Source organism: Pseudomonas sp. H2_D02 (assembly GCF_054677635.1).
The window spans coordinates 2,799,203-2,824,974 of the sequence record NZ_CP162816.1 but is presented as its reverse complement, the minus strand read 5'-3'; the positions used below and the strand labels follow the sequence as shown (position 1 = coordinate 2,824,974).

Annotated in this window: 32 protein-coding genes, 1 tRNA gene and 4 pseudogenes; 16 read left to right on the top strand and 21 right to left on the bottom strand. The window is 55.4% G+C overall.

Annotated features, from left to right (window positions below; all coding sequences use genetic code 11):
- Positions 1 to 6: 6 nt before the first annotated feature.
- The 4 genes and pseudogenes from AB4N42_RS13065 to AB4N42_RS13050 all read right to left on the bottom strand — a co-directional run bounded on the left by AB4N42_RS13065 (position 7) and on the right by AB4N42_RS13050 (position 3,886).
- A pseudogene (locus AB4N42_RS13065) lies at positions 7 to 809 on the bottom strand (carbohydrate ABC transporter permease).
- A gap of 10 nt (positions 810 to 819) precedes the next feature.
- A complete protein-coding gene (locus AB4N42_RS13060; RefSeq protein ID WP_030142069.1) occupies positions 820 to 1,686 on the bottom strand; it encodes a carbohydrate ABC transporter permease in 867 nt (288 codons plus the stop codon).
- Positions 1,683 to 2,792, bottom strand: a complete 1,110-nt coding sequence (locus AB4N42_RS13055; protein WP_407683369.1) for an ABC transporter ATP-binding protein — start codon at positions 2,790 to 2,792, stop codon at positions 1,683 to 1,685. Before AB4N42_RS13055 ends, AB4N42_RS13060 begins: the two co-directional genes overlap by 4 nt.
- Positions 2,792 to 3,886: an ABC transporter ATP-binding protein gene (locus AB4N42_RS13050; RefSeq protein ID WP_030142067.1), complete on the bottom strand. Its 1,095-nt coding sequence runs from the start codon at positions 3,884 to 3,886 to the stop codon at positions 2,792 to 2,794. Before AB4N42_RS13050 ends, AB4N42_RS13055 begins: the two co-directional genes overlap by 1 nt.
- A 420-nt stretch (positions 3,887 to 4,306) precedes the next feature.
- Here AB4N42_RS13050 and AB4N42_RS13045 point away from each other — a divergent pair.
- Positions 4,307 to 6,158, top strand: a pseudogene (locus tag AB4N42_RS13045) (sigma-54-dependent Fis family transcriptional regulator).
- A gap of 126 nt (positions 6,159 to 6,284) precedes the next feature.
- Here the strand turns inward: AB4N42_RS13045 and AB4N42_RS13040 are convergent.
- Positions 6,285 to 6,803 (bottom strand): anti-virulence regulator CigR family protein, encoded by a 519-nt coding sequence (locus tag AB4N42_RS13040; protein WP_407683371.1) that lies wholly within the window; start codon positions 6,801 to 6,803, stop codon positions 6,285 to 6,287.
- Positions 6,804 to 7,160: 357 nt separating this feature from the next.
- Here AB4N42_RS13040 and AB4N42_RS13035 point away from each other — a divergent pair, with 357 nt between their 5' ends.
- From AB4N42_RS13035 to AB4N42_RS13020, 4 genes are all read left to right on the top strand, one after another.
- Positions 7,161 to 7,358, top strand: a complete 198-nt coding sequence (locus AB4N42_RS13035; protein WP_198795984.1) for a hypothetical protein — start codon at positions 7,161 to 7,163, stop codon at positions 7,356 to 7,358.
- 271 nt (positions 7,359 to 7,629) lie between these two features.
- On the top strand, positions 7,630 to 8,058 hold the full coding sequence (locus AB4N42_RS13030; RefSeq protein ID WP_198795983.1) for a DUF2628 domain-containing protein: 429 nt from the start codon (positions 7,630 to 7,632) through the stop codon (positions 8,056 to 8,058).
- Positions 8,059 to 8,165: 107 nt separating this feature from the next.
- Entirely contained in the window at positions 8,166 to 8,342 is a 177-nt protein-coding gene (locus AB4N42_RS13025) for a DUF3606 domain-containing protein (RefSeq protein ID WP_080628505.1), read from the top strand.
- A 136-nt stretch (positions 8,343 to 8,478) separates the two neighbouring features.
- On the top strand, positions 8,479 to 8,613 hold the full coding sequence (locus AB4N42_RS13020) for a hypothetical protein (protein ID WP_258647972.1): 135 nt from the start codon (positions 8,479 to 8,481) through the stop codon (positions 8,611 to 8,613).
- Positions 8,614 to 8,646: 33 nt separating this feature from the next.
- Here the strand turns inward: AB4N42_RS13020 and AB4N42_RS13015 are convergent, their stop codons facing one another.
- Complete coding sequence (locus tag AB4N42_RS13015; protein ID WP_030138079.1) at positions 8,647 to 9,078, bottom strand: PACE efflux transporter; 432 nt, start codon at positions 9,076 to 9,078, stop codon at positions 8,647 to 8,649.
- A gap of 105 nt (positions 9,079 to 9,183) precedes the next feature.
- On the opposite strand from AB4N42_RS13015, the gene AB4N42_RS13010 reads away from it, so the two are divergent.
- Both AB4N42_RS13010 and AB4N42_RS13005 read left to right on the top strand, forming a co-directional pair.
- On the top strand, positions 9,184 to 10,068 hold the full coding sequence (locus AB4N42_RS13010) for a LysR substrate-binding domain-containing protein (protein ID WP_030138078.1): 885 nt from the start codon (positions 9,184 to 9,186) through the stop codon (positions 10,066 to 10,068).
- 444 nt (positions 10,069 to 10,512) lie between these two features.
- Positions 10,513 to 10,845, top strand: a complete 333-nt coding sequence (locus AB4N42_RS13005; RefSeq protein WP_030138077.1) for a type II toxin-antitoxin system HicB family antitoxin — start codon at positions 10,513 to 10,515, stop codon at positions 10,843 to 10,845.
- Positions 10,846 to 10,876: 31 nt separating this feature from the next.
- On the opposite strand, the gene AB4N42_RS13000 is transcribed toward AB4N42_RS13005, so the two are convergent.
- Both AB4N42_RS13000 and AB4N42_RS12995 read right to left on the bottom strand, forming a co-directional pair.
- Complete coding sequence (locus AB4N42_RS13000) at positions 10,877 to 11,080, bottom strand: hypothetical protein (protein ID WP_030138076.1); 204 nt, start codon at positions 11,078 to 11,080, stop codon at positions 10,877 to 10,879.
- Between the two features lie 430 nt (positions 11,081 to 11,510).
- Complete coding sequence (locus AB4N42_RS12995; protein WP_460116278.1) at positions 11,511 to 12,065, bottom strand: TetR/AcrR family transcriptional regulator; 555 nt, start codon at positions 12,063 to 12,065, stop codon at positions 11,511 to 11,513.
- A gap of 125 nt (positions 12,066 to 12,190) precedes the next feature.
- On the opposite strand from AB4N42_RS12995, the gene AB4N42_RS12990 reads away from it, so the two are divergent.
- Positions 12,191 to 12,835 (top strand): DJ-1/PfpI family protein, encoded by a 645-nt coding sequence (locus AB4N42_RS12990; protein ID WP_217859959.1) that lies wholly within the window; start codon positions 12,191 to 12,193, stop codon positions 12,833 to 12,835.
- A gap of 22 nt (positions 12,836 to 12,857) precedes the next feature.
- On the top strand, positions 12,858 to 13,382 hold the full coding sequence (locus tag AB4N42_RS12985; protein ID WP_030138072.1) for a DUF2867 domain-containing protein: 525 nt from the start codon (positions 12,858 to 12,860) through the stop codon (positions 13,380 to 13,382).
- A 142-nt stretch (positions 13,383 to 13,524) separates the two neighbouring features.
- Here AB4N42_RS12985 and AB4N42_RS12980 read toward each other — a convergent pair whose 3' ends face one another.
- The gene (locus tag AB4N42_RS12980; RefSeq protein ID WP_460116276.1) at positions 13,525 to 14,070 is read right to left on the bottom strand and encodes a hypothetical protein; all 546 of its coding nucleotides are present in this window, start codon (positions 14,068 to 14,070) and stop codon (positions 13,525 to 13,527) included.
- Between the two features lie 75 nt (positions 14,071 to 14,145).
- Positions 14,146 to 14,788, bottom strand: a pseudogene (locus AB4N42_RS12975) (DUF998 domain-containing protein).
- A 152-nt stretch (positions 14,789 to 14,940) separates the two neighbouring features.
- On the opposite strand from AB4N42_RS12975, the gene AB4N42_RS12970 reads away from it, so the two are divergent.
- Complete coding sequence (locus AB4N42_RS12970; protein WP_080628503.1) at positions 14,941 to 15,354, top strand: c-type cytochrome; 414 nt, start codon at positions 14,941 to 14,943, stop codon at positions 15,352 to 15,354.
- Positions 15,355 to 15,428: 74 nt separating this feature from the next.
- On the opposite strand, the gene AB4N42_RS12965 is transcribed toward AB4N42_RS12970, so the two are convergent.
- Complete coding sequence (locus AB4N42_RS12965) at positions 15,429 to 15,935, bottom strand: P-loop nucleotide/nucleoside kinase family protein (RefSeq protein WP_258647977.1); 507 nt, start codon at positions 15,933 to 15,935, stop codon at positions 15,429 to 15,431.
- A 268-nt stretch (positions 15,936 to 16,203) separates the two neighbouring features.
- Between AB4N42_RS12965 and AB4N42_RS12960 the strand changes: the two are divergent.
- Together AB4N42_RS12960 and AB4N42_RS12955 are read left to right on the top strand one after the other, a co-directional pair.
- Positions 16,204 to 16,497, top strand: a pseudogene (locus AB4N42_RS12960) (type II toxin-antitoxin system RelE/ParE family toxin).
- Positions 16,498 to 16,499: 2 nt separating this feature from the next.
- Positions 16,500 to 16,808, top strand: coding sequence for an addiction module antidote protein (locus AB4N42_RS12955; RefSeq protein ID WP_258647978.1), 309 nt, complete (start codon positions 16,500 to 16,502; stop codon positions 16,806 to 16,808).
- 155 nt (positions 16,809 to 16,963) lie between these two features.
- Here AB4N42_RS12955 and AB4N42_RS12950 read toward each other — a convergent pair whose 3' ends face one another.
- Positions 16,964 to 17,236 carry a hypothetical protein gene (locus AB4N42_RS12950; protein WP_018610855.1) on the bottom strand — a complete coding sequence of 91 codons (273 nt, stop codon included), beginning with the start codon at positions 17,234 to 17,236 and terminating at the stop codon, positions 16,964 to 16,966.
- A 325-nt stretch (positions 17,237 to 17,561) separates the two neighbouring features.
- On the opposite strand from AB4N42_RS12950, the gene AB4N42_RS12945 reads away from it, so the two are divergent.
- A complete protein-coding gene (locus AB4N42_RS12945; RefSeq protein ID WP_258647979.1) occupies positions 17,562 to 17,861 on the top strand; it encodes a hypothetical protein in 300 nt (99 codons plus the stop codon).
- A 246-nt stretch (positions 17,862 to 18,107) separates the two neighbouring features.
- Here the strand turns inward: AB4N42_RS12945 and AB4N42_RS12940 are convergent, their stop codons facing one another.
- The 5 genes from AB4N42_RS12940 to AB4N42_RS12920 all read right to left on the bottom strand — a co-directional run bounded on the left by AB4N42_RS12940 (position 18,108) and on the right by AB4N42_RS12920 (position 21,177).
- Complete coding sequence (locus tag AB4N42_RS12940) at positions 18,108 to 18,545, bottom strand: type II toxin-antitoxin system YafO family toxin (RefSeq protein WP_258647981.1); 438 nt, start codon at positions 18,543 to 18,545, stop codon at positions 18,108 to 18,110.
- Positions 18,545 to 18,997 carry a hypothetical protein gene (locus AB4N42_RS12935; protein WP_217859964.1) on the bottom strand — a complete coding sequence of 151 codons (453 nt, stop codon included), beginning with the start codon at positions 18,995 to 18,997 and terminating at the stop codon, positions 18,545 to 18,547. The genes AB4N42_RS12940 and AB4N42_RS12935 overlap by 1 nt, the downstream gene beginning before the upstream one ends.
- A gap of 1,193 nt (positions 18,998 to 20,190) precedes the next feature.
- Positions 20,191 to 20,409 carry a hypothetical protein gene (locus AB4N42_RS12930; RefSeq protein WP_431144936.1) on the bottom strand — a complete coding sequence of 73 codons (219 nt, stop codon included), beginning with the start codon at positions 20,407 to 20,409 and terminating at the stop codon, positions 20,191 to 20,193.
- A gap of 113 nt (positions 20,410 to 20,522) precedes the next feature.
- Complete coding sequence (locus AB4N42_RS12925) at positions 20,523 to 20,843, bottom strand: hypothetical protein (protein WP_431147484.1); 321 nt, start codon at positions 20,841 to 20,843, stop codon at positions 20,523 to 20,525.
- A gap of 145 nt (positions 20,844 to 20,988) precedes the next feature.
- A complete protein-coding gene (locus AB4N42_RS12920; protein ID WP_431144934.1) occupies positions 20,989 to 21,177 on the bottom strand; it encodes a hypothetical protein in 189 nt (62 codons plus the stop codon).
- 193 nt (positions 21,178 to 21,370) lie between these two features.
- On the opposite strand from AB4N42_RS12920, the gene AB4N42_RS12915 reads away from it, so the two are divergent.
- Positions 21,371 to 21,556, top strand: a complete 186-nt coding sequence (locus AB4N42_RS12915) for a hypothetical protein (protein ID WP_431144932.1) — start codon at positions 21,371 to 21,373, stop codon at positions 21,554 to 21,556.
- Here the strand turns inward: AB4N42_RS12915 and AB4N42_RS12910 are convergent.
- The 3 genes from AB4N42_RS12910 to AB4N42_RS12900 form a co-directional block, all read right to left on the bottom strand.
- Complete coding sequence (locus AB4N42_RS12910) at positions 21,546 to 22,019, bottom strand: hypothetical protein (RefSeq protein ID WP_431144930.1); 474 nt, start codon at positions 22,017 to 22,019, stop codon at positions 21,546 to 21,548. The two genes, AB4N42_RS12915 and AB4N42_RS12910, sit on opposite strands and share 11 nt — an antisense overlap.
- 85 nt (positions 22,020 to 22,104) lie before the next feature.
- Entirely contained in the window at positions 22,105 to 22,443 is a 339-nt protein-coding gene (locus AB4N42_RS12905) for a hypothetical protein (protein WP_431144929.1), read from the bottom strand.
- Between the two features lie 174 nt (positions 22,444 to 22,617).
- A complete protein-coding gene (locus tag AB4N42_RS12900) occupies positions 22,618 to 23,505 on the bottom strand; it encodes a hypothetical protein (RefSeq protein WP_431144928.1) in 888 nt (295 codons plus the stop codon).
- A 604-nt stretch (positions 23,506 to 24,109) separates the two neighbouring features.
- On the opposite strand from AB4N42_RS12900, the gene AB4N42_RS12895 reads away from it, so the two are divergent.
- Both AB4N42_RS12895 and AB4N42_RS12890 read left to right on the top strand, forming a co-directional pair.
- Positions 24,110 to 24,343, top strand: coding sequence for a hypothetical protein (locus AB4N42_RS12895; RefSeq protein ID WP_431144926.1), 234 nt, complete (start codon positions 24,110 to 24,112; stop codon positions 24,341 to 24,343).
- Positions 24,343 to 25,479 (top strand): tyrosine-type recombinase/integrase, encoded by a 1,137-nt coding sequence (locus AB4N42_RS12890; RefSeq protein ID WP_431144924.1) that lies wholly within the window; start codon positions 24,343 to 24,345, stop codon positions 25,477 to 25,479. Before AB4N42_RS12895 ends, AB4N42_RS12890 begins: the two co-directional genes overlap by 1 nt.
- Positions 25,480 to 25,587: 108 nt before the next feature.
- On the opposite strand, the gene AB4N42_RS12885 is transcribed toward AB4N42_RS12890, so the two are convergent.
- Positions 25,588 to 25,664: transfer RNA gene (locus AB4N42_RS12885), tRNA-Val, on the bottom strand.
- Positions 25,665 to 25,772 lie beyond the last annotated feature (108 nt).

Genomic DNA, 25,772 nt, shown 5'->3' with positions numbered 1-25,772 from the left:
GACTCCTCAGACCCGGCCCAGGGCAAAGCCCTTGGCCACGTGGTTGCGAACGAACCAGATCACTAGCATGCCCGGCAGGATGGTCAACACCCCCGCCGCCGCCAGCACGCCCCAGTCGATACCCGACGCCGACACCGTACGGGTCATGACCGCCGCGATCGGCTTGGCATTCACCGAGGTGAGCGTACGGGCCAGCAACAGTTCGACCCAGGAAAACATGAAGCAGAAAAATGCCGTCACACCAATGCCGGAGCCGATCAACGGGATGAAGATCTTGGCGAAGAACTTGGGGAAACTGTAGCCGTCAATGTAGGCGGTCTCGTCAATTTCTTTTGGTACCCCGGACATGAACCCTTCGAGGATCCACACCGCCAGCGGCACGTTGAACAGGCAGTGGGCCAGCGCCACCGCGATGTGGGTGTCGAACAGGCCGATGGACGAATACAACTGGAAAAATGGCAGCAGGAACACTGCCGGTGGCGCCATGCGGTTGGTCAGCAGCCAGAAGAACAGGTGCTTGTCCCCCAGAAACCGGTAGCGGGAAAACGCATAGGCCGCTGCGGCAACGCGACGCCCAGGGAAATCACCGTGTTCAGGCTCACGTAATACAGCGAATTGAGGTAACCGGTGTACCAGCTCGGGTCGGTGAAGATCACCTTGTAGTTGTGGAAGGTGAAATCGTGCGGCCACAGGGTCAGGCCGCCAAGGATCTCGGTGTTGCTCTTGAACGACATGTTCAGCAGCCAGTAGATGGGCACCAGCAGGAACAGGATGTAGATCAGCAGGGGTATCAGCTTTCTCTTGCTCATTGTGCGGGCCTCAACGGTTGGCGTCGGAGTGCGTCATGGCGGTGTAGAACAGCCAGGACACCAACAGAATGATCAGGAAATACACCAGGGAAAACGCCGCCGCCGGGCCCAGGTCGAATTGACCGATAGCCATCTGCGTCAAGGTCTGGCTGAGGAACGTGGTGGCGTTGCCCGGCCCGCCGCCGGTGAGTACGAACGGCTCGGTGTAGATCATGAAGCTGTCCATGAAGCGCAGCATCACGGCGATCAGCAGCACACTCTTCATCTTCGGCAACTGGATGTGCCGGAACACGGCCCAGTTCGATGCTCGGTCGATCCGCGCCGCTTGATAATAGACGTCGGGAATCGCTCGCAGCCCCGAATAACACAGCAGCGCCACCAGCGACGTCCAGTGCCAGACGTCCATCACCAACACAGTGACCCAGGCATCCATGGTGTTGGCCGCGTAGTTGTAGTTGATTCCCAGGCCGTTGAGCGTCGAACCGAGCAAACCGATGTCGGCGCGGCCGAAAATTTGCCAGATGGTGCCGACCACGTTCCACGGGATCAGCAACGGAATCGCCAGGATGATCAGCACCAGGGATGACCATTTGCCCTTGGTCGGCATGGTCAGGGCGATGGCGATGCCCAGGGGAATTTCAATCAGCAGCACGCACGCCGAGTAGATGAACTGGCGCAACAGTGAATCGTGCAAACGGGGGTCGAGCAGCACCTGCTTGTACCAGTCGGCGCCGACGAAGTAACGGCTGGACTGGTCGAAAATGTCCTGCACCGAATAGTTGACCACCGTCATCATCGGGATCACGGCGCTGAAGGCCACCAGCAAGAACACCGGCAACACCAGCCACCAGGCCTTGTTGTTCTGCACCTTGTTCATGGCTGCACCTCGCTCAACGGTTCCAGCAAATACTCATCGGCATAGACCATCAGCCATTGGGCCGGAAAACTGATGTACGCGGTGCCTTCGGGCACAGGCTTGTCTTCGGCCAGGCGGACCTTGATCGGCGCGCCATCGAAGTTGAGGGTCAGGATCTTGTAGGTGCCCAGGTCTTCGACGTGCACCACGTCAGCCCGCATCGCGTCGTCATAGGGGCCGTCCCAGACATGAACGAATTCGGGGCGGATACCAACCTTCAGGGTTTTGCCCTGGGCCTCGGCAACGCGTTGTTGCAGGGTTTCGGACAGAGGCAAGTGGGTCGAGCCGAAGCCGACGCCACCGGGCTGCGCGGTGACCTCGATCAGGTTCATTCCCGGGCTGCCGATGAAGTAGCCGACAAAGGTGTGGCTGGGACGCTCGAACAAGTCCCGTGGCGTGCCGAACTGCACGATCTGGCCGCCGTACATCACCGCGATCTTGTCGGCGAATGTCGAGGCTTCCAACTGGTCGTGGGTGACGTAGACCATGGTGATGTTGAACTGTTCGTGAATCTGCTTGAGCTTGCGCCGCAGCTTCCATTTAAGGTGCGGGTCGATCACCGTCAGCGGTTCGTCGAACAGGATCGCCGACACATCGTCGCGCACCAGCCCGCGGCCCATGGAGACTTTCTGTTTTTCGTCGGCGGTGAGGTTGCGAGCCTTTTTATCCAGCAGATTCTGCAGGTCGAGGACCTCGGCGATTTCCTGCACCTTGGTGTGGATTCGCGCCTCGGCCATGCCCTGGTTGCGCAGCGGGAAGGCCAGGTTGTCGAACACCGTCATGGTGTCGTACACCACCGGGAACTGGAACACCTGGGCGATGTTGCGGCGCTCCGGGGTCAGCTCGTTGACGACTTTGCTGTCAAACATCACCTGCCCTTCAGACGGGCTGAGCAAGCCGGAAATGATGTTGAGCAACGTGGACTTGCCGCAGCCCGAAGGCCCGAGCAGCGCATAGGCGCCGCCCTGCTCCCAGATGTGGTTCATCTCGCGGATCGCGTAGTCCTCGGGGCCCGCCGGGGTGCTGGTGTAGCTGTGGGCGAGGTTCTGCAAACGAATTTCAGCCATCAGGCAACCCTCGCGATACGCTGCCCTGGGGCTTGGACCAGCTTGCCCTGGGCGTCGAAGACAAACAGTTTATGGGTCGGGATGTAGATGCGGATCGGCGCGTCAACGTCGTATTCATGCACGCCCGGCAAATGCAGCACCAGCAGGAAGTGTTCGTTGCGCACATGCAGGAACGTTTCCGAGCCGCTGATCTCGGCCACCTCGACGGTCACGGCCAGTTCGAGGTCGTCGTCATTGCTGGGCACCAGGGAAATATGGCTGGGGCGCACGCCGAATCGGAACTCGCCCTCACCCACCGGGCGCAGGTCGACGTTCAGCGGAAAGTGGACGAAATTGGCGAAGCTGACTTCATTGCCGGCGATCCGTCCGGGCATGAGGTTGATCGGTGGTTCGGAAAACAACTCGGCGGCCAGCACCGTTTGTGGCTGGTGATAGACCGAAGAAGATTTACCACTCTGGATCACCCGGCCTTCGTGAAGAATCGTCGTGGTGCCGCCCAAGGCCAACGCTTCGTTGGGTTCGGTGGTGGCGTAGACAGCGATGGTGTGGCGGGCCTGGAACAGTTCGCGCATTTCCTGGCGCAGCTCTTCGCGCAGCTTGTAGTCCAGGTTCACCAGCGGCTCATCGAACAGGATCAGCTCGGCGTCCTTCACCAGCGCCCGGGCCATCGCCGTGCGTTGCTGCTGACCGCCGGACAATTCCAGCGGGTGACGCTTGAGGAATTTTTCGATCCGCAACATTTTTGCGGTTTCCAGGACTTTACCCTGGATGATGTCTTCGGACACACCGCCCTGGCGCAACGGCGAGGCGATGTTTTCGAAAACGGTCATGGTCGGGTAGTTGATGAACTGCTGGTAAACCATCGACACGTTGCGCAGCCGTACTGGACGGTTGGTGACGTCGACGCCGTTCATCAGGATGCGGCCGCTGTCGGGCTTGTCCAGACCGGCCATCAGGCGCATGAGGCTGGTCTTGCCGGACAGCGTGCGGCCCAGCAAAACGTTGAAGGATCCGGGTTCGAAACTCAGATTGGCATCGTCGATCCAGGGCTGGCCCTCGACGGTGCGACAGATGTGCTCAAGCTTTAATGACATGGCTCGGCCTTTTTATTATTTGGAGTCAAGCGACCCGAATACAAAAGCGAAAGCCGTGCCAGAAATCGCAACCTATTGATCAGGTTGATATTTACCCTGATTCCTTGGGAAAAGACGTTCGTTGGTGAACACAAGTGAACAATCAGGAATGAACAACTGAACAACCAGCCGGTTGACAATGAACAATTTTGAACAACACTGAAAGAACGCTATCTGCCGGCCTGACGATATCCCTTGTGGGAGCGAGCTTGCTCGCGATGGCGGTGGATCAGTTGCATTGATGTGACTGACACACCGCCATCGCGAGCAAGCTCGCTCCCACAGGATCTGTATATGAAGTGATATTCAGGCCTGCCCCAGCACAAGGAACCTGTGCGAGACTTGCCACAACAATAAAAACAGCTCCTGCGAGAGTGCCCCATGGCCGCACCTGCTCCTGCCTTGACCCACGAGGCCATCATCCAGGCTTCCTGGTCCCGTTGCCGTGCCTTTGGCCTGAATCACCAGAGCGTGCCTGCGTTCGATCAACTACCGGCCGACGGCATCGCCCAGTTGCTGGAGAGCCAGCATTCACTGGTGCAGACCACCCACCAGGAAGTCTTGCCGTACTACGAGAACATCCTGAGCAATTCCAATTGCCTGATCATGCTGGCCGACCATCAAGGCCAGGTCCTGACCTCCTGGGGCACCCAGCGCTTCATCGACCCGAAACTGGCCCATGGCTTCAGCAGCCGGCGCGAGCTGGATGGAGCGCTGCACCGGGACCAACGCCATCGGCACCGCGCTGGCCTGCGAGCAGGCCGTGCACATCGAACATGATGAACACTTCCTCAAGGCCAACCGCTTCATGACCGGTTCCGCGGCGCCGATCTTCGACGCCGAACGCAAGGTCATCGCGGTGCTGGACGTCTCCAGCGACAGCTACCTGCCGCCCTCCCACACCCTGGGCATGGTCAAGATGATGAGCCAGACCGTGGAGAACCGGCTGATCCTCAACCTGTTTCGCGGTGAACATTTCCAGCTGACGTTCAACACCGGGCTGAACAACCTCGACAGCCAATGGGCCGGGCTGCTGATTTTCGATGAAACCGGTCAAATCCTGTCGGCCAATCGCCGCGCCGACAATCTGCTGGGCCTGAGCCTGTCGCGGGTGAGCATCGAAAGCCTGTTCAAGGTCTCGCTGATGGAGCTGTTGAACCAGCCCGACGGCCTGCCGTTCGCCTTGCAGGCGTCCGGACGCAATCGCTTCCAGTGCCTGCTCAAGCGGCCGAAACAGCTTTCGGTCAAGCCACGCATTTTCGCCGAACCGACGCCCTCGCCGACGCCAGCGCCGGCCAACACCGGGATCAGTCTCAACTCTCTGCACTTTGGCGACAGTCGCGTGGAAAAAGCCGTGCGCCAGGCTGAGCGCTTGCTTGAAAAAGATATTCCGCTGCTGATCCATGGAGAAACCGGCGTTGGCAAGGAAGTGTTCGTCAAAGCGCTGCACCAGGCCAGTTCGCGTTGCAAGCAACCGTTCATCGCGGTCAACTGCGCGGCGATTCCCGCCGAGCTGGTGGAATCGGAACTGTTCGGCTATGAAAAAGGCGCCTTCACCGGCGCCAATCAAAAGGGCAGCATTGGCCTGATCCGCAAGGCTGACCGGGGCACGTTGTTCCTCGACGAAATCGGCGATATGCCGCTGCCGACCCAGGCCCGGCTGCTCCGTGTGTTGCAGGAGCGTTGCGTGCAACCGGTGGGCAGCGCCGAGCTGTTCCCGGTGGACATCCGCATCATCTCCGCCACCAACCGCTCGCTGCGTGAACAGGTGCAACTGGGGCGGTTTCGTGAGGATCTGTACTACCGCATCGGCGGCCTGACCCTGGAGCTGCCGCCGCTGCGCGAACGCAGCGACAAGCAGGCGCTGTTCAAACGCCTTTGGGAACACCACCGCGAGCCGACCCAATGGGCTGGCCTGAGCCGTGAAGTCCTGGAGTTGTTCGAGCAACATCCTTGGCCGGGCAATCTGCGGCAAGTCAGCAGTGTGCTGCAAGTTGCCCTGGCCATGGCCGAGGAGCAGCCGATCCGCCCGGAGCATCTTCCTGACGACTTCTTCGTTGACTTGGAAATGGAACCGGTGGAGACGCCGGAGCCACTGACGGTGGACCTGAACGATGCCGAGGACCTGAACCGCCAGTTGCAGGCGGTGGGCGGGAACATTTCCCACCTGGCGCGGCGCCTCGGAGTCAGCCGCAACACCTTGTACAAGCGCCTGCGACAATCTGAAAGCTGACACAAATCCTGTGTGGGGGTGAGCTTGCTCGCGATAGCGTCAGTTCAGCCGATGATGAGGTGACTGATACAACGCCATCGCGAGCAAGCTCGCTCCCACAAGCTGCCATTTCATTGGAACAACGGATCAGTCGAACGCACCGTTGAGCACTTCATAGATGATACCGCTGGCGATCGCCACCAGAATCAAGTCCGTGCCAACCTGCTGCCATTCATAACCGTCATAGTGCGGCAAACGCCCCAGCAAACGCCCGTCGAGCTTCTTGGCGATGCCAGGGGGGAGCGGTTTGCCACGGGCCAGGTTCTTCTGGATACCCGGCGGCAGTGCCGGGCCCGGGCTCCAGTAATCGCGATAACCGCCAATCACGCCAAGAATGCCGCCACGATCGATGCTCGGGCCGTTATGCCAATCGCCACCGCCCTGGTTGCCTTTGCCACCCTGGTTGCCCTTGTTACCGGAGTTTCCCTGGCCGCCCTGGTTACCCTTATTGCCAGCATTTCCCTGTCCGCCCTTGCCTCCTTGCCCCTGGCCTTGATCGAATTGAGCGTTTCCCTTGCCGTTACCCGGGTCCGCCACAACAATCCCAGGGCCCGCGGCCAAGGCGAAACAGGTGACTGCAGCAATCAACGAGCGCGATTTGAACATGGCAGTTCTCTCAAAAAGGGGATGTCCCCTGTAAAGATATAGAGACTAACGGTGATATTAGTTCCATATCACGCTTACGTCATTCGCCGGCCCGACCTGGTCCACTGTTGCCCGAAAACGCCGCCACCCTGCGCCACAGGTTGATTGACTTGGTTTTGTATTATCAGTGACTTATTTCTGAGGCATGGTTGAAACGTTGCCGGCCTCGACGGCCACTGGTCGCCTTTGAAACTTCGCGAACGTCACGCGGGCGTGTCTGGCTCAAGGTTTGCAGCGGACCGTGGTAGCAGCGCAGGACGACGTCTTCCTGGCGCGGCAGCAAATTCTCAACGCTTGGTCAGCCACCGGAGATGTACCGTGTCAACTCTCAACGAAATCGCAGCGAACCACGCGAGAATGGCAAAGTTAAAGGAAGAAGAGTCGATGCGGCTGAATGCGCTTCAAAGCCAGATAGTGGGCAGTTTTGAAATGCCGTCCACCCAGCCTACACATGAAATGCCGCTGCACTTCTTGACCATAGCGACGGAGCATGTTTTTGCCGAGGCCGTGATTTGACGGTTTGCCCTGGTATTTGATCAACCTGTCGCCCGTTATACAACGGGCGCGTCACGTTCGCCTGCCTTCAACTTCTCTAGCCTTCCCCCAAGCGCCATGCCTGCGTCCGCAGGATCTACCGTGATGCCCATCACAGATCAGCGAGTCAGCTAAACAGCCAGTGCGGTATTTTCGTGCGCGAACGCTTATAAAGCGGACAGTAAAACTGCTTCAAAGTCGCGCGACCTCTCGAGAGAACGAATTCTTTCATGGAAAACAAGGAACGATAAAAATGAGCACCCCCGAGCACGTGGAAAGCACCGACAAATACAGCGCCAAATGGCAAGAACGCTTTGACTTCTTTGAAACCTATGGCGCACCCAACGACCCGCGCTACAAGGAAGCCGTCAAGACGCTGCCGGACTTCAAGAAAAAAATATTGATCAATGCCAACGTGATCGCGTTTTTCTTCGGCCCGATCTACCTGTTTGTCCTGGGACTCTGGAAGAAAAACCTGGCCCTGCTTGGGGCTTTCCTGGCGATCAACATCGTATTGAGCGTGGTCTTCGCCATTATCGGCATGGATTTCCCCCGACCTTTGAGCATGGGCCTGAACGTCGCGATGTCGATGATGTACGCGCTGATGACCAACTACGCTTACTACTTGAAAGAAATCAAAGGCGAGCAAGACTGGAATCCGCTCAAGGGCATGCGTCTCTGATAACGGGTTTAATCGTCAGTGCGCATAAAAATGGCGTAAACCGTCAAGCCTGAGTGTCTATTGGAAGTCGCCTGGGATAACCAGGCTTTCTTCCAAGGAGCTCGAAAATGGCTGACGACTTGAGCAACCGCGGACCGCGAGACCGGAGCCGCATCAACACTTCCGAAGAGTGGGAACTGAGATACTGGACAAAAGAGTTCGGCGTAACCGAAGACGAACTCAAGGCAGCGGTCAAGGCCGTTGGGGCAGGAGCCGAAGATGTTCGCAGGCAACTGAAAAAATAATCTAAAAGCCCTACATGACTGTAGGGCTTTTTTGTAGGTATTCGCGCCCCTCGATAAGCCTGTTAGAAAAAATGAATTACCCGCCGTGACGTTCGGTCAACAATTATGAACGCAGTAATCTGACGAGGTAACAGCGATGACTATCGAAGCAGAGACACTCGTACAACTGACCGAAGCACTTCAAGAACGCGGCATGGTACTGGTATCCGACGTGGCGTTTATCCGCGCACCCTATCGGCAGGATCATCATTGGGTTTGCACGGTCGAGTGATTAGGAATCCGCCGTGTTCATCGCGCCGGCAGTTCAATCAGAACGCGCCTGCGCCGAAAGCGGAACATCGAACACTCGATCGAATATCCACTGAAAAACCAGCGAGTAAAAAAAGAAAAATACAAACAAGCCCAGGTTCGTCACCAGCGCCAACCACAGGCTGATACCCAACCAGGCTCCAATCACCGGCGTCAGGATCAGCGTCAAGCCGCCCTCGAATCCAAGGGAATGAAGCAGTCGACGTTGCCAATTGCGATGGCGGCTGCGCTGACGCCGCTCCCACCATTCGAACAGGCCGTTGAAAAGCATGTTCCAGGCCAGCGCAACGGCAGAAATCACCAGCGACAGCAGGGTCGAATAGGCCATGCCCTGCCCATAGACGAGCGCAAGGGATGGCGCGACAAAAAGCACACCACCGGCCTCATAGAGTATGGCCTGAAGAATTTTGCGAGCTGCACCTTGCATCGATGGACTCCAGGAACCGAGAAGGAACCACAGCCTGGCAAGTTGAGCGCTCACGCTCAATTGAGCTAAATTGAGCCACGCTCAACCTGAGTAACCTTCCCGCCCATGTTCGCCAAACTGCCCCTTACCGCGTTGCGCGGCTTCGAATCCGCCGCACGGCTGGGTAGCTTCAAGGCGGCGGCCCAGGAACTGAATGTCAGCCCGGCGGCGATCTCCCATCAGGTCAAAAGCCTCGAAGCGTTTCTCGGCGTGCGACTGTTCGAACGCTCCAGCCAAAACGTGCGCCTGAGCGCTGACGGCGAACGCCTCCAGCCGTACCTGCACCGCGCCCTGCTCGATATCCAACACGGCCTGCAAATGCTGGTGCCGTCGTGTACCGCACAGTCCTTGGTGGTGAGCACAACGCCAGCGTTCGCCAGCCTGTGGCTGATACCTCGGCTCGGAGACTTTCATCGGTTGCATCCGGAGATTGATGTCAGGCTGCACAGCAGCAACGACGTGGTCGACCTACAACGTGACGCCAGCATCGACCTGGCGATCCGGGCCCTCTTCGCGCCAGATCCTCACCTGTTCGAGCAACCGCTACTGGATGAATACTTTGGTGCTTATTGCCAACCCGGTTGGCAACCGCCCACAGCGGGCTCGCCCGTCGAACTCATCGACGTGCCATGGCTGAGCAGCGCAAATGTCGCGGTCGATTGGGCTGCATGGTGCGCCAAGGCCGGCACCCTGGGCTGGCTGGAGAACGCGCGCTTTCGACGTTATGACGAGGAACAGCATGCCTTGCAGGCGGCGGTCGCGGGGCACGGGCTGGTGCTTGCCAGCAATGTGCTGGTTGCCGACGCGGTTGCGCGTGGGGAGTTGATTGATTACCGGCCTGAGGTTCGTTTGGCGGGGGCGCGGTATACGGTGGTGTGCGTGCCGGGGCGGGAGCGGCAGGTGGAGGTGCGGGCTTTTAGTGAGTGGGTGTTGGGGCGGAATGTTGGTTGAGTTGGATAGCACCATCAAAGAAGTTTGTTGCAGGACAAGGTGATACTTCACGGAGAGCCACATCAGGATGGAAGATGGAGACGGAGCTATTTCCTCGGAAAAATGCCGAAATGAAAATTCCGTCCCTGCGTCAAACCTCGGTGAGAACAGTACTGGTAGGATCCTGCTATCTTTTTTTGATAGCATGAGCAAAATGAACAACAGGCACCGGAAAATTTGGGAAGCGATCTACCACACGCCAACCAGCGCGACGGTAGTGTTTGCTGACATTGAGGCTTTAGTCGTTCATTTGGGCGGTCAAGTGTTGGAACGCCAAGGATCGCGGGTCAAGCTCGTGCTACGAGAGGCCCAGTGACGCTGTCATCGGCCGCACCCCGGAAAGGAAGCCAAGAAATATCAGGTAGAAGAGGCTCGTGAATTTTTCCAGCGGGCAGGAGTAGAGCTATGAACAGCATGACTTATAAGGGTTACACAGCCCGAGTTGAATTTGATGAGCGCGACGACATCTTTGTCGGCCGGGTCCTGGGCGTCCGTGACATCATCAGCTTCCATGCCGACTCAGTGGCGGAGCTACGAGCGGAATTTGCTGCCGCGATTGAGGATTATTTGGCGGACTGTGCCGAGCAAGGTATCAGCCCAGAGAAGCCCGCTTCGGGGAAGGTAATGCTGCGCATCCGCCCGGAAGTGCACGCCGCGGCTACCATTGCAGCCCAAGCCGCTGGCAAAAGCCTGAACCAGTGGGCGGACGAAGTGTTTGAACGAGCAGCACACGCTTGACCACAAACAAGCCCGGCACCAAACCGGGCCTTCAATGAAGCACTCTACGGCTTTCCCCTATCCTTATGCGGTCAAGGGCGCGGTTTAACGCATCCAGCGCCTTTAAGAGTGCCTGTGCCTCGGCTTCCCGACCATCTCCCCACAGGCGCTCAGCCATCTTGTTGAGCGCCAGGATAGATCGCTCGATTTCGGCAGCACTGGCTGTCGTTTTGTCGTCTGGTTGTTTCTTTGGCATGTTCACTGATGCTTTCTTCAAGGTGGGTCGGCGCTTTCACATTACAGGCATACCACGAGGCACCCGACGGTGCACCTAAGCATCGCAGAGCGCCACGCTCAAGCCCAGATGGCCGACTCTCTGTGAATAATCAGCGCCAGCCTAAGCCTACTTCGCACCACCGTTGCCACGATTCGTCTGGGCGTCCTGGTCGGACCCGGGGTTTCCAGGCGGCGGATTCCAATCTTCAGGCCTCTCGCCAGTGCCCTGCTTTGGCTCAGACTCAGCCTGCTCAAGACCGGAACCATGTCCTTTGCCCGTATCAGGCGCTTTCTCATCTGGCCCCGGATATGGCGCTTCCGGACCGTTATTATCAATCACCATAATCCCTCTCCTGTCTGGAGCGCAGTTCTGCGCATACGTATGAGAGGGCTTGCTTACATAGGAAGTGCTATGTCCGCGACGAGTGGAAGACCCCTTCGAAAAGCGAAAAGGCTCGATGCACGAAACTGTTGAAGCGAGCGGCATCACGCCGCAACCCTGATTGTTGTCCGCCAATCAGGCACAGGTGGGCCACATGACCAATCACTTCTGCTTCGCCTGGCAGATGAGCGAAGCGGCGACCCGTTCGTATCGCGAAGTCGAGTCGTGTTGTGTCAACTCGCTGCTGGAACTCGCCTACCAACGGATCGTGCAGCGACCAGGCGCGGATGGAAATTTCCCGGCCAGGTTGTTTCTCAGCGGCAATGCTCAAGTAGCGTTTCAAGGTATCGCCCGCGCTACGCCCCTCCCCCGCATAAGCGAGCATGCGCTCCGTGTAGTCTTCTTCCCAGGCGGTTAGCAAAGTGCGAACAAAATCTTCGCGATTATGGAAATGGTGATAGAACGATCCGCGCGTCACATTCAATCGGCGCGATAGACTTTCGGCTGAAATGCCAATATGCCCTACCTGGTCGAGGGCCTCAAAACCAGCCGCGATCCAATGGTTACGCGTTAGTTTTTCCATTCGTTATTTCGCTCCTATTTCGCACCATACAGGCTGTGTATGGCGCGCAACCGATTGATACCTTGCGAATACCGGCAAAGATGGCCGTTGCGTTTCATACGCCAGCAGTTTTGATGGAGCTCGCCTTGAAGAAAATCGTTCTAGTTGCTTTCGACCAGTTCACGGATATCGACCTATTCCTGATGTGGGACATCTTGGGCCGCAACACCAAAGACTGGCACGTCCGAATATTGGCTTCCAGCGCTATCGTGCGTTCGGCCCATGGCCTGCCTGTTTCAGTGCACGGTCCGCTTTCCGAGGCCAACAGCGCCGACGCGGTATTGTTCGTCAGCGGCAAGGAAGGGATACCCGCCGCACTGGCCGCCCCGGATTTCCTGCCATCGTTCGAACTTGCCCCCAGACGCCAGCGAATCGGCTCCATCTGCGCTGGAGCTTTCATTCTCGAACGGCTTGGGCTGCTCAGCGGCCGGGCAACTACGCACCCGGATGCACGATCGGGCTTGCAAGCCCTGGGACTCGAATCCGTGGACCAGCCGCTTGTATGCCAAGGGAATGTGGCAACCGCGGGTGGATGCCTTTCGGCGCTCTATCTGGTGGGATGGTTGATCGAATCCTGGTTCGATGTCGACAAGCGCCGTGCGACATTGCTCCCTGTTCTGCCAGCGGGGCAACAAGCACTCTATGATGCCTTGATCGGGCTCAGTATCCGACAAGCAGAAATGGGCGCCGCCCAACAAAAAAAGCGACATGGCATGTCGTCTAATTGGTAGTAGCACTCAGGAGAGATCCCCTATGCCCCGAAAATTTGAGCTCATCACGTCCGTGCCAGTCCCCTCAAGGTCCGGCATCACGCACCTTTACAAGTCGATGAACCTGGCGGACGCTTTTGCGATTCGGCTACCTGCGGGCACATCCGGCGATCCAGATTCGCTGGCTCGATTCATCCTTTCCAACCAACCATCCTGGATCGGATGGCTCATGAAAGTCCGAGACACCATCGCTGCCTGCTTTGGTCTCAAGACAGCCAGGCATCTGGCGACGCTTGCTGATCGGATTCAAATCTTCAAGGTCTACAGCACGAACCAGACCGAAATCGTCTTGGGAGAGGACGACAAGCACCTCGACTTCCGGATATCGATCCTGTGTTCAGGAGAGGCAGAGCCAGAGGGCAATCGCCAACTGGTGTTTTCAACCGTGGTCCATTGTCACAACCGTCTGGGCCGGGCCTACCTCTTTGTTATTGCTCCGTTTCACCGCTTGGTTGTCAAGGCCAGCCTCCGCCGTGCAGCGCGCGTTGGTTGGCCTTTGGCTGCCTGAGGCGCGACACAAAAAATCCCGTGACGAGGGAGCTTGCTCCCGCTGGGACGGTCCGACGCTTCGGGCGAAGCCGCCCCAAAAGGCATGGCGCTTTTTTTCCAGAAAACCGAACAAAGACTGAAAGCGAACCGGGCTCCTCGCCTTACTTGGCTTTTGCGCCCTTGATGTCACTGATGATTTTCTGGGAAATAGCCTCGACCTGCTCCTTGGTCATCGCCGACATGACGCCTTCCCAGGCAGACGACGACGTGTCGTACGTTCGGGTGCCGATCAGGCGGCCTGATTTCAAGTCCAAGTAATCTGCGCTGGAGTTGACCCACGCATTCCCCACCATGACTCCTGCACCGTAGCGTGCGCCAGGCGTCAGATAACGGAAATTGCTCACGTTGATCTTGATGCCAACCCCCTCTTTACCCCCAGGACTCGAAGCCTGGCCCTCCGCAAGGCTGTAGCCGGCGCGAGTCGCTTCGACTTGCAGTGCATCGTGCCATTCCTGTTTCAAGCGAGGCCAGTCCTCGCTCTGTTGAACCTTGCTGTTTCCCTGGAAGTTCACCACCAGGTTTTGCTTGGCTGACTCTTGGATGACCAGCGTTTCTGTCCCGCCGCTTTTGACGGAAGCAGCGCATCCGCTCAACATCAAAAGCGCAACAGCACAGGACAGTGCAATCGAAAGCTTGGAGTTGTTCATTGATTTCCCTATCCAAAAATCGGTGAGATGGAGGTCAAGTATGTCCGCCGGGGCAGACCGGTTATGAGCCGCCCATTAACGGGCGCTTGCCGGGGTCACTTCAGCACGAAGAGCGATCCATGCCAAGGCCGCAATCCACACGACGCATACCCCGTAATTAAGCCTTTGGTACAGGCCAAATCCATGCCCTTCGGCGAATGCCTTGGACATCATCGCGACCGTCACGACAGCCAGGATCAAGCAAAGCATCGAGAACCTTCCGAAACCAGGTGACGACAACAGTCGTTTGCCGAGGAAAGTCCACAACACAATGGCCAGCGCCAGCGTGACGAACATGATCAAACCCGCCAGGTTATGAACCTGCTGGGAAATTGAAGGCTGCGCTAAGCGCACATCCCTGATCACAGGAAAAATAGCCAGCAGCAAAGCTCGCCAAGCCATGGAGCAATACTAAAACGGCGCTGAACAGGGCGAGGCGCGATCCCCCGAAGTTGCGTATCAAACCTATCGCGAACAGTACGAATAGCACACCCAGCGGAAAGTTATTCACCCAGGCCGAATAACCATGCGTGGGAGCCCCTACCGCGCCCAACATACTCATCGCCTGGTCGAGATGGCTATAACCCGGATAGCCCAGCGACGTCAGCGCCACACCCGCGAACAACCAAAGAGGAATCAACAGACCCAGTCCCAGCAAAATCCGGTCAATGGTTTTCAAAGTACGACGCTCCTTTTTAATGGCAATGGACCGCTCCGTCTCCTACGAAGCGTCGTCATGCTAGCGGGCGTCCGGCATGGAGGGTATCTATTTTTGCAAGCCAGCGGGTAGATGCGTCATCCTGTGGCCCCTTCGAACCATGGACGGTCCTCATGAGCAAATGCTTGCCGAGCACTTTTTCGCCGATTGCGAGAAAGCTACTCATTGCTGCGCTAGGAATCTTATCGCTCATACAGCCTTCGTCTTCCTTCGCAGATAACGTCAACGGCGAAAAACTCTATTTGCAGAGATGTGCCATGTGTCACGGAACAGACCTCAAGGCAACGGGACCACTGGCTGGAAAAAGCAACCCTCCCACGCCTGACCTCACGACGTCCGCCTTCAAAAAGCGGCTGAGTGATTATCCAGGCGTTATCGTGTCCTCGATAATACTTCGTCCGAATGGCGACTTGATTCCGAAGACGTTGCGAGAGAATGGGGTACGGTTACCGCCACATGCTTGGAGCGTTATGGATCTGCGGGATTTGAATCAGTATATGCGTGGGGTGATTGCGGGAAATCGGTGATCTTTGAAACGAAAGGCCGAGGCTTGAATCCGAGGTCTACAAGCTTGGCTCTCGATGCTCGTGCGTAGCCGATGCTACTTCCCGGAGGGGAATCGATTGATGATCATCGAGACTGCTTGCGCCGGAGAGGCAAAGGCTGTGTCTATGCAAAACGGAGCTTCATCCCATGGCTCATATTCATGATCCATTACAGACTGCCAGGTGGGTGGCGTCAGCCCGGGAATATCGACCGTTCTTGTTTCGACCCGGCGTCGATGTTCATGTTTATCGGAGCAAATCACGTAGATGTTTTCCAGTCGGCTACCCGCTTGCAGGGCAACTTCGCTCCACGCGATTCGGCTTTCGAGGACCGGATTGACGCAATCAACAATGACGGTATGGCCCAAACGAAGATTATTCAAAGCAAGCTCATTGGCAACCATGTAACCACTGCGTCCCACGTCCTGCGCAAGAGCGCCAGAGTTTCGAATTGCCTGCTCAATCGTATCGACGCGCAGGTACACGGCGCCCGTCTTAACGGCTAGATTATTGGCGATAGTCGTTTTTCCGGTACCGGGAAGGCCGCTGAAGACGATGAGCATTCCATTTCCTTTTGATAGTGGGCTAATCCAGTGTAGGCAGTCGTGTTCCCGAGGTGGCTTCAATATTGCGGGAGAAGAAAGGCAGAAAAAGGTGAAAAAGGGAACGCCAGCACTACCCTGTCCGCCTTCTTCCGGCCGCTCACGGCGAATTGCCAAACGGATCATCGCGCGCGCCAAACGCAGCCCCTATATGTGATCGTCCCGGACATTGAAGGATGCTACGCATCAGCATCTTGACTTTCAGTATCCGACTGGATACGGTCAGCGCATGAACTATCTCATCCAGCAAACGCAGACATTCTCCGCTTGGCATTCATCGGTCCGTGACCTGTGAGCAAAAATTGCTATCGCCCGCCGCATTGATCGAGCTGCGGCGGGCAACTTGGGTGATGTAAAAGCGGTCGGGGATGGGGTTTTAGAGTTGCGCGTGGACGTAGGCGCTGGGTACAGAGTCTATTTCACCATGCGCGGTGGAGTGGTCATCGTGCTACCGGCAGGTGGTGACAAATCTTCACAAAATGCTGATATTCGGCGAGCGAAAAAATTGGCAAAGGAGATTTGAACATGAGCCAAAACCTGACGACATTTGATATGGCCGCGCTGCTCGATAGCGATGAAGCAATCAGTGAATACCTTTCTCAGGTGTTGGCTGACGGTGACAGTGAAGAGTTCCTTCGAGCGATTGGTTACGTAGCCAAGGCCCGCGGCATGGCGCAGATCGCCAAAGACTCCGGCTTGGGGCGAGAAAGCTTATACAAGGCGTTCGCACCAGGATCAAAACCGAGATTTGATACCGTGCTCAAGGTCATTCATGCGCTAGGTATTGATCTTCATGCGCAGCCTGGGCATGGAACTGAACATTCGCCAGCCTGAGAGTGGGTCCAATTTGCCCCTTTCCTTCGCGCCCTGTTCTTTGGCCTGCCAAACTTCTTTGCCCATACCATGCTTTAACCGGAATGCATGCCTTGCCTCCTTGAACCTTTTTCCACCCTTTATGAAACGGGCGACTATTTAGTCGCCCATTTTCATTATTCCGCCACCTGCGCTCGCAATCGTCGCCCGATCACATCCATGACGTCACAACCATCGCGCAATGACGTGGTCAGCAATTTACAAAAATCAGTCAGCACCACCGTGTCTGAGCTGATGTCAGAGCGAAACGCGATATTTTCCAAGACTTGGGTCACCGTGCGGATGCGGTAATCGGCCGTTTCGAAAAGGACGTCTAGAGGCGCTTCGGTGTCGATGAGCAGGGTTGCGGGGATGCAGTCGATGCCGGTGATGGGCATGTATCGGGTCATGGGGAGTACCTTCAATTGATAATGGGCAGGAGCTTCTGCGCTTCATTCAATCGAGTCGCCAAACCCGAGTCGCTATCTTGGCGACAGAGAGACAATAGGCCGCGCAATCTAAATGCTGCAATGTGCTGGCTTCTGAGATTCGTGTAGGAATTTGCGCCAATGCCTTTCGCGGCGCTCGTTTGGGCTCTCATTTCAGCGCTGTCGCCAGTTTTTAAAGACAGTTATCTTCTGCTCTGACGCTTCGCGCTCAGCACTTGAAAAGTACCTCGCACCGGGCACACCACCCTTCAGCTGCGCTCCGGTTCATTGGAAAACGGAGGGGAGGATGACTCGTATCGGCAACCGTCAAAACCAGAGAGAATCTTATGAATCTGCGCCGAATTTCGTCGGCAGGAACGCTCGTGCCTGCCCCTTCGACTATTTGAAGAACGCCGCCCGATACCTTGCTGTCAATCTGTTGCCACTCACACTGCCAGCCTGTTACCCACGTGAAGTCTTGAATTTGATAGTCGCCGGTGGCGCTTTGGCATTGAGCGAGTTTCTTGCTGGAGAGGTCAAAGACAAAAAACAGGGGGCTTGGATAACCGAGCATCTGAGTATCATCAAGGCTCAGACCTTCTTTTAGGTTGATGGATGCTACAAGTGCTTTTGCTCGCCGCTTGCGCCGTATCAAATGCCATATGGAGAGGCAAAATATAGAAATAGAAGCCAGGAAGAGCTGACGTCCTTCGACGGTAAGCTTACCGGACGAAAACTCTATCATGCCCCACACGAATCCTATCGTCGCAAGCCCCGATACCCAAGCGGCGGGGATCACTACACTGTTAGCGAGACGAGCTCCGAGCGTCCTCAAACAGGTTTTCATCATAATTCAGTTTTCGTCTCGGAATTGTTTAGCCAGTATCCCAAGCCTAGTCATCACGGCATCGACCTTCGCCTTGTCGTGCGCATACGGCGCCAAGAATGCCAGGATCATGTAGCGGTCTTCATAAAGCTCGCCCTGTACGTAGACCAAAGCGGCATCCAGCTGCGGCCGCTTTATGTCGCATTTTCTGTAGGCTTGCCGATCGGAGGCCCTGAACGTTTGGGGTGGTAGAGCGATATGAATATGGCGAAGTTGGCCGGATCGAGCCGCTGCCGGCTCGTGATATGGCTGATCACACCCCATGTAACTGGGAAGTGTCTGACCTTTGCTATCCATGCAGACGGTAAAATCTTTAATTATCTGGTCTAGTGCAAAAGGATGAGCTGCGAGTGCCAACTCGACATCAGCCCGCAATTCAGGATGGATTTCGACTCGAATCGCCACTATCCGACTTGATCGATCAGACGCTGCGTGTTGCGGGCCGTCAGGGCTTTCAGGCCGTCCAAGTCGATATCGCTCTCGATGACATTCGGGATGATCGTGCGTTGACGTATCAGGGAATCATTCATCGCCGCGACCGAGCGCGCCTTCGCTACAGCTCGAAGCAGCGTATTGAACTCTTTTTCGTGCCCGACCGGAGTACCGGCTTCACGGAGCCTCTTCTCTACAAACCTCAGGTTGTCTGCTATTAAGCCAAAAGGGTGGTCTTCCAGATGGCGCTCCGGAACCTCTGCCTCGCACAAAATCCTGGTGTATTTACTCATGTCGGTTTCGAGCTTGCGCAGTTCGCCAACAACACTTTTCACAAGATCCTGTACATTCGCCTGGGTCCGCTTCGCTGCTGCAGTTGACTGTTTGGCTGGCACTACTTCCGCATGCGCCATTTGATCAGTCATGACCAAGCATGCCGCAACCATAGTCATGGCGATGGTCGGCCCCGACCAAGAGCCTTTGCTTTGAGCTGCTACTGTCATAACGTCACCAAATCTATCGAATTGCTCAAATACTATACAGTGAAATCAAGGCTCGATGCATGGCAGCGAGCAGCCGGTAGTAAAGCCAGCGACACGCCTATCCACCGATTTACCAAACCTCTTTTCTGAAAACGCTCAGAGCGTAACGCGATAAAAAAACTCCGGCGAGGGGTTTGGGGTCAGATTAGTGCCCTTGAAGAGATTTTCAGAAACCTCCTACGTCGCAGCTATGCAAACCCCAGACGCAAAAAAGGGCCAACCTCTCGGTTGACCCTTCTAGACCGCTAGCAGAGCGGATTTTGTTTGGTAGGCGCGATTGGAACCGAGGGGCGAACCGAGGGGGACAGACCACAATTTTGGTCCGTCTATAATCGGCCAGTCGCATAATCATGGTCTGTCCCCGTTTCCATTCTGTCATCAAATTTTGCAGGCCACCTGCGGAGCCGCAGCAGGCGTCAACTTTTGGGGAATCACAATTGAAGTGCCAGGCACCGCGCTCAGTTCGAGAACCGCCAACATGCAAATAAGCGCTTGGTCGCCATCTTTGTTTGGACTGCTAGCCCTTCCGCTGCTTTCTCAGTGTAGGACTTACACCCAGCCGCCATAGCGATAATCATAGCGAAACCGAGGATGCTGAAGCCGCGCTTGAACTGCATAAACCGTCCTGTACTCCATTCGTGGATCGGCTATTCAACCCCACCCATTATAAAAATGCCAGCATAGCGCCATCTCCACGGAGCGCCTGGATCAGTCGAGATCAAACCCATTGGGTGAGAGAGTCATAGATTCGGTGTAGGTCGCCGGATCAATGATTTCGCGGAGGAAGACGACCTCGGCCAATTTCCGAGCGCTATCAGGTAACCCCACCCATTCCAGCAGCGCCCTCGCGTCTTCCTCTATTGCCGCGAGCGCGTCTACGTCGCTTTGAAGTCTAATATCGGCCGCCGGGCAGTGTGAGCTCAGATAGATGACAGCCCTTACATCTACGCCAGCAGCGCAAAAGCCCGCTGCGTTGGATATCGAGAAGCTTACGGTTGAGGTGACGCGTGTAACGATCGATAGAACAATTCATCCAAGTTACCCCTGGAGGAATTCTCTCATCGATGCACCGACGCTCAGATATCAGGTGGTAGGTCGTTCGTATCGGCGATAAGCGGAGCGTTCATAAAAGCATCCCAGCTTTCGTAAGCCTCGTGCTGCTTCTTGTGTGCGGCATCCCACTCGGGACCTGAAACACACCTTGATGATACTAGCTGCATCATTCCCATAGTGGCTGCGTCAAGCTCCACTAGAAGCTGGTGCGACTTAAATCTAAAGTCGTCAATACCAGACATTGTATTTCTCCTGAGCGGAACTCACCGCCATTGAGAAACAGCCGTTCCTCGGGCGGTTGAGTGATGGCGTCTCAGATAGTTCACACCGCCTGGCCGCCGGTCAGTTAGAAACCTCAAAGCTTGCGGTAGACGCCGAGTCTTGCGGTAGAAGGGAGAGGAGCTAGTCGCGTGGCCGTGAGAAGCATTGCACGGGCTACGCCAAAGGCCAGAGCTGCCGTCATAGATTCCGATGATCGCTCTTTGTAATACTCCTCAAAAAGCATTGCGCCCTTTTCGTCATACGCCCCGATGAATAGTTGGGTTGCGCCGTTGCGGGAGGTGCGCACCTGGACATCGATCTGGCCGCCGCCTGGTAGCAGGCCATCATGGCATCGAGTATGAAGTGCACAATCAGCCCACTCCCAGAAGACCCTCCTTCTTTGCTTTGTATACATGAGCATCGTGGCCTGAGAGGGTTTCATTTCTTTTACTCCCTTTTCAGGGACAAAAGTAAACTCATTGAATTAAACCGTGACCTCGAGGTATCCGAAGCCCACAAACCCAAATAGCACAACCGAGCGCCGGCAAGCTGTGCGTGTATCAGCTGAAGTCCAGCACCTCAGAAACCAACCCCGCCGACTCGGTGTAGCCCGCCAGATCAATGATCTCGCGGAGAAAGACGACTACCGCCAGTTTCTGAGCATCGTCAGGCAATCCCATCCATTTCAGCATCGCCCTTGCATCCTCCTCGATTGCCGCGAGCGCATCTACGTCGTTTCGCAGTCTCATATCGACCTCCGGCCAGTGTGAGTCCGGATAAGTGATAGCCCTTATCTCCGAATCGCGCCAGCCGCAGCGAAGGCTATAACGTTGGGAATCCAGACGTGCGCACTGAAATGGCCTGAGTGTTCGAATCGGAACTGAAGCAGATCAAAACGCCCACGGCATCGACAACCAGCAGGACGTTCACCAGCGGCTGCTGATGAACCTGATCGGGGCATACTTCGAGTCCCAGGCCAAGATGCGGCATCAGGCGGTGACACGTTTTGTTGTTACCGAAAAGGTGTCACGACTGATTGAGGCCGCTGCCATGAAGTCGCTTGCCGATGATCCGCCAGAGCCTGACGAGGAAATCGTCTTGCCGCCTCGCGGAAAATCTATTGAATAAAACTTTGCAGTCTGCGCATATGATCACGCATCGCAGTGGCAAGATTTTCTTTTTCCAGCAAGATCGCCTTCCATTCCTTTATTAAATGCTCCCCTGCATGGAAAAGCGATTGCGGTCTAGGCGACAAAAGCTCTGCCTTTTCATGGAAGTTGCTGATAGTTTTTGTAGTAGATAGGAATCTTTCTTTGACTTTTGCATCGGCGAACAAATCCACTGCTGCATTCATTGCCGAAAGTTCGTTGTGGATTTCGTGTCCAAATTCTTCTGTTCGTAGGAAGCTTTCGAGGGCTGTTAGAACTGAAAGATAGTGCCCTTCCACCAGATGGCGGATCGCTGCCTTTTCAGCTCGTTTCGCCGTTTCAGTAGTCGTGATGTTGTTGAGCAGCCAGGTCAGTGATGAGCCAGCCAACACGGAAACGGCAGATATTATGCCGACAGTAACCATTGCCAATTCCTGAGCCATCTTTCCCCTCGATCCGGCTCCAAGCCGATCAACCGTAATACCCCAACTCAAACCAAATTACCGCCACCAGTCACGGAGGGGGCTTTTACTCGATTTTGATCTTCATGTTGGGCTCGGTTTCCATGGTCGGACGACGCAACTCCGGATCGTTTGCGTCAAGACAACGGAACTGCACCTCGGCATTCGCATGGCGGCCGTAACCTTTGTCTATGGATGAATCTTTCAGCGGCATCAGCTGCTTGCCCTTACCCTCGCAGAAACCATTCGCCTGCTGATATAGCTCCGCCTTTACGGCCCCACCACTGAAGGCAGTAAAGCTACCATCCTTCGCGATCATGTAAGTGTCGCGCCCCATAGGCACAACACCTGGACCAGAGCAACCAACCATGAACAATGCACTCGTTGAAATCAGCAAAAGCCGCATCTATTGCGCTCCATGCGTTAGTGATGGCAAATAATAGAGCTATCAATCTGCCACTTTACCAAATTTCGCAAATGACGATCCAACACAGGGAGCGCAGAGCCTGCTACTGGCGTTAAAGCCTATGGCACACCTGCGGCACTTCTGGTTCGGCTTTTGCGCCGGGTCATGGCGCGCTTAGAACGGCTTGCTAGCGACAGCATTCCAGACAGATTCTTTTTCCTTGACGCGTCTTTGGAGCTCTAAGTTCGACCATGTGTGGCTGCAAACGATCATTTTTTGTCGCCACGGCTTTATCTTGTCATCAAGCGTACCATTGTGATCATCAACGAAACCCGAGAGTAGTAACGGTTTTAAATAAATCGAATACTCAGCAACAAACAGCGCAGAGTACCATATTAATAAACGCTCACTTTCGGATAACTGTACACGCAACGTATTTATAGCAAAATTTTTGAAACTATCACTAGCTGCTTCCTTAAGGAGAAAATCCAACACCAGAAAAACCGAATCAACATAAAGCCCTATCGAGGGCCATTTGTCCGTTCGCCACTTTTTGAACTTCTCTTCAGCCGAGAGAAAGGCGTCCATGTCAACGCCATCGATTTGGGAACATATGCTGATAATTCTAGCGAGAGAATCCCGCAATGCCATAACCGCATGATGTTGAGCCTGATGGCCATAAACGTACTCGCTAGGTATTGCCTTTGGCCCAGCGTACTTAACAGTCAAAAGCTTCGTGTTCAACGCATTCTCATTCATCAGTCCGATCAATTGAAAAAGGCGCTGTTCTCTAAGCTGCTCATCATGCCTACGCTCACCATCTTTATTGGCGGCCAACTGGGTCCGAAGAGTCACCAGCAATGCTATGAAAGCGAAAAATGACAGTATTGGATTCAATACACCGCCAAAATAATCACCGAACTGCCCCCACTTCTCTTGATCATTAAGGACATATGTTGAAAATACAGATACGTACCTTCCTGCAACACCAACAATCACAAGCAGGGCAAACGCCGCCGAACAATAAAGCCAAACCGTAAGTTTATTTCCTTTATCCACCATCTAAACTCCCAAATAGCCGTTAGCAATCGCCTGCCGACAATATCACGCCTGCCGGTCCACCTCCGGTGTAAATAGGCTATGGCTCGTTCTGCTAGGGCATCGAAGCGGCACCACTTGCATGGGAGTCGCTCGGCCAAGGGTCAGCTGTCCAAGAAACTCATTCGTTTTCGTCTACTGATGTTGGCCCACCAAATCTGGAGGGGAAATGGCATGCCTGACAACCTTGATACTGGCCAGCTAGATCAGGCGTTTGGAGGATTGGTCGGGGGTACGTTGGCGCTGAGTCGTTTGTCGTCACGCCGAGCTTGAGCAATTTCTTCCATCGCCCTAAGGGCGTCTGGATCACCACATAGAGCCATGCATTCAAGGCAATCCCCTCCACAGTCCAAAAGCTCGGGCCGGGAATTTAGCGGTCGCTTACATATGCTGCACTTCTTCATTTCGAATCCCGAATTAACAGACCGATAAAAACGTCGAGCCCTTATACAGCTGAACTGCTAATGGCCAGCCCCTCAAGCCTCGATAGCTGCTACCAATTTGACGCTTTGCAATAGTAATTCACCATCACAACCTTTCGCCGCTGCACGCGGCATGGAGCATCATCATGGCAAAAATCATTGCCCAAATGACAGTAAAGCTCCCTCGCCTCATGGAGGTGAGCGAGTACAGAAAACTACGGTACGCAGGCGGCAAACCCAGCGTGCAGCAGCTCAAAAGATGGATCGAGGAAGGAGAAGTGGTCGGGGAGATCAAGGGAGGGATGTACTTTGTTGACCTGCAGGCAGCAGTCATGGGAGCAAACGACCCGCTGCTGGCACAGATGATGGAGATTGGTTGATGGCGGCTCGGCCACGCATATTGAAAAACAGAAAGTTGCCGCCGAACCTCTACCCCAACGGAAAATATTGGCGGTACCGCAATCCCATCACCGGCCTGGTTACAAGCATCAATCGCCCTCTGGAGGAAGCAATAAAACTAGCGCGGGCGGCCAATCTGAAGCTGTCGGCGCTGGTTGTTGACGACGGCGCGCTACTCACCGTATTGACTGGCGAGCGCCTGCCGACGATCAACATCCTACTGCAGCGTTTCCAAGACGAGTGGCTTAAGGACAAAGGCTACGCAACTCGCACACTGGAGGAAATCAAGTTCAAGCTTCAGCGGTACCAGCGAGACCTTGGCGAACGCCTGATTGGGCAAATGGACGTGCTTGCCATGGCTGAATACCTGGACCAGTTCAGCAACAACGCCTATACAAAGCACCGCGGTCTCTGGATACAGATATTTGCTTTCGCTGTGGCTAAAGGCCTGGCAGAGCGAAATGTGGCCGAGCTAACCCTGGTGAAAAAGGAGGCGGAGAAGAAGCGTCAGCGTCACACCCTCGAAGGACTGAACTCAATCATCAACGCCGCAACTACGCCTCCGTGGTTAAAGCGTGCTATTCGCCTAGCATTGACCAGCCTCCAGCGGCGCGAGGACATCGTGACCTGGCTGAAGTCAGCCGCCAACATGGAAGAAAACACGCTGACCGTTTCGCCCGGAAAAACTCAGGGTTACAGCAATCCGGTTCACCTCAAAATCAAGATGGGCGCAGCCCTACGTGAGGTTGTAGGAGAGTGCCTACGCTCACCCGTAGCTTCCCCCTACCTGATCCATTACAAGCCCAAGGCGAGGCGCAGAGAGCAGATCAATGCGAAGGATCACTGGACCTCGGTGACGCCGGACTACCTGACCAAGGAGTTCAGCAAGGCCAGGGACGAGGCGCACGCCTACGACTACATGCCAGCCGGAGAGCGTCCTACTTTTCATGAGATTCGCGCTTTAGGCGCGTGGCTCTATGAGCAGCAGAACTTCCCCCAGGAATACATCCAGGCGCTGCTCGGTCATGCTGACGAAAAGATGACGAAGCACTACCAGAAGGGACACGGTGAGCAGACGATTGAATACGTCGAGGTGGGTGCCGAATTGGCGTTGTGAGGTGGGGTTTTGCAAAAGTTTTGAAAAAGTTTTGAAAATCGCACCCAACAAAAAAGGGCCCACCTTTCGGTGAGCCCTTCTAGACCGCCCAGCAGAGCGGATTTTGTTTGGTAGGCGCGATTGGACTCGAACCAACGACCCCCACCATGTCAAGGTGGTGCTCTAACCAACTGAGCTACGTGCCTGCTGTGAGGCGGCATTTTACGGAATTCCGGAGGGGTGTCAACACCTTTTTTTCACCTAACCCTATGAATATGCAAAATATTTAATTTCACCGATACAACGAAGATTTA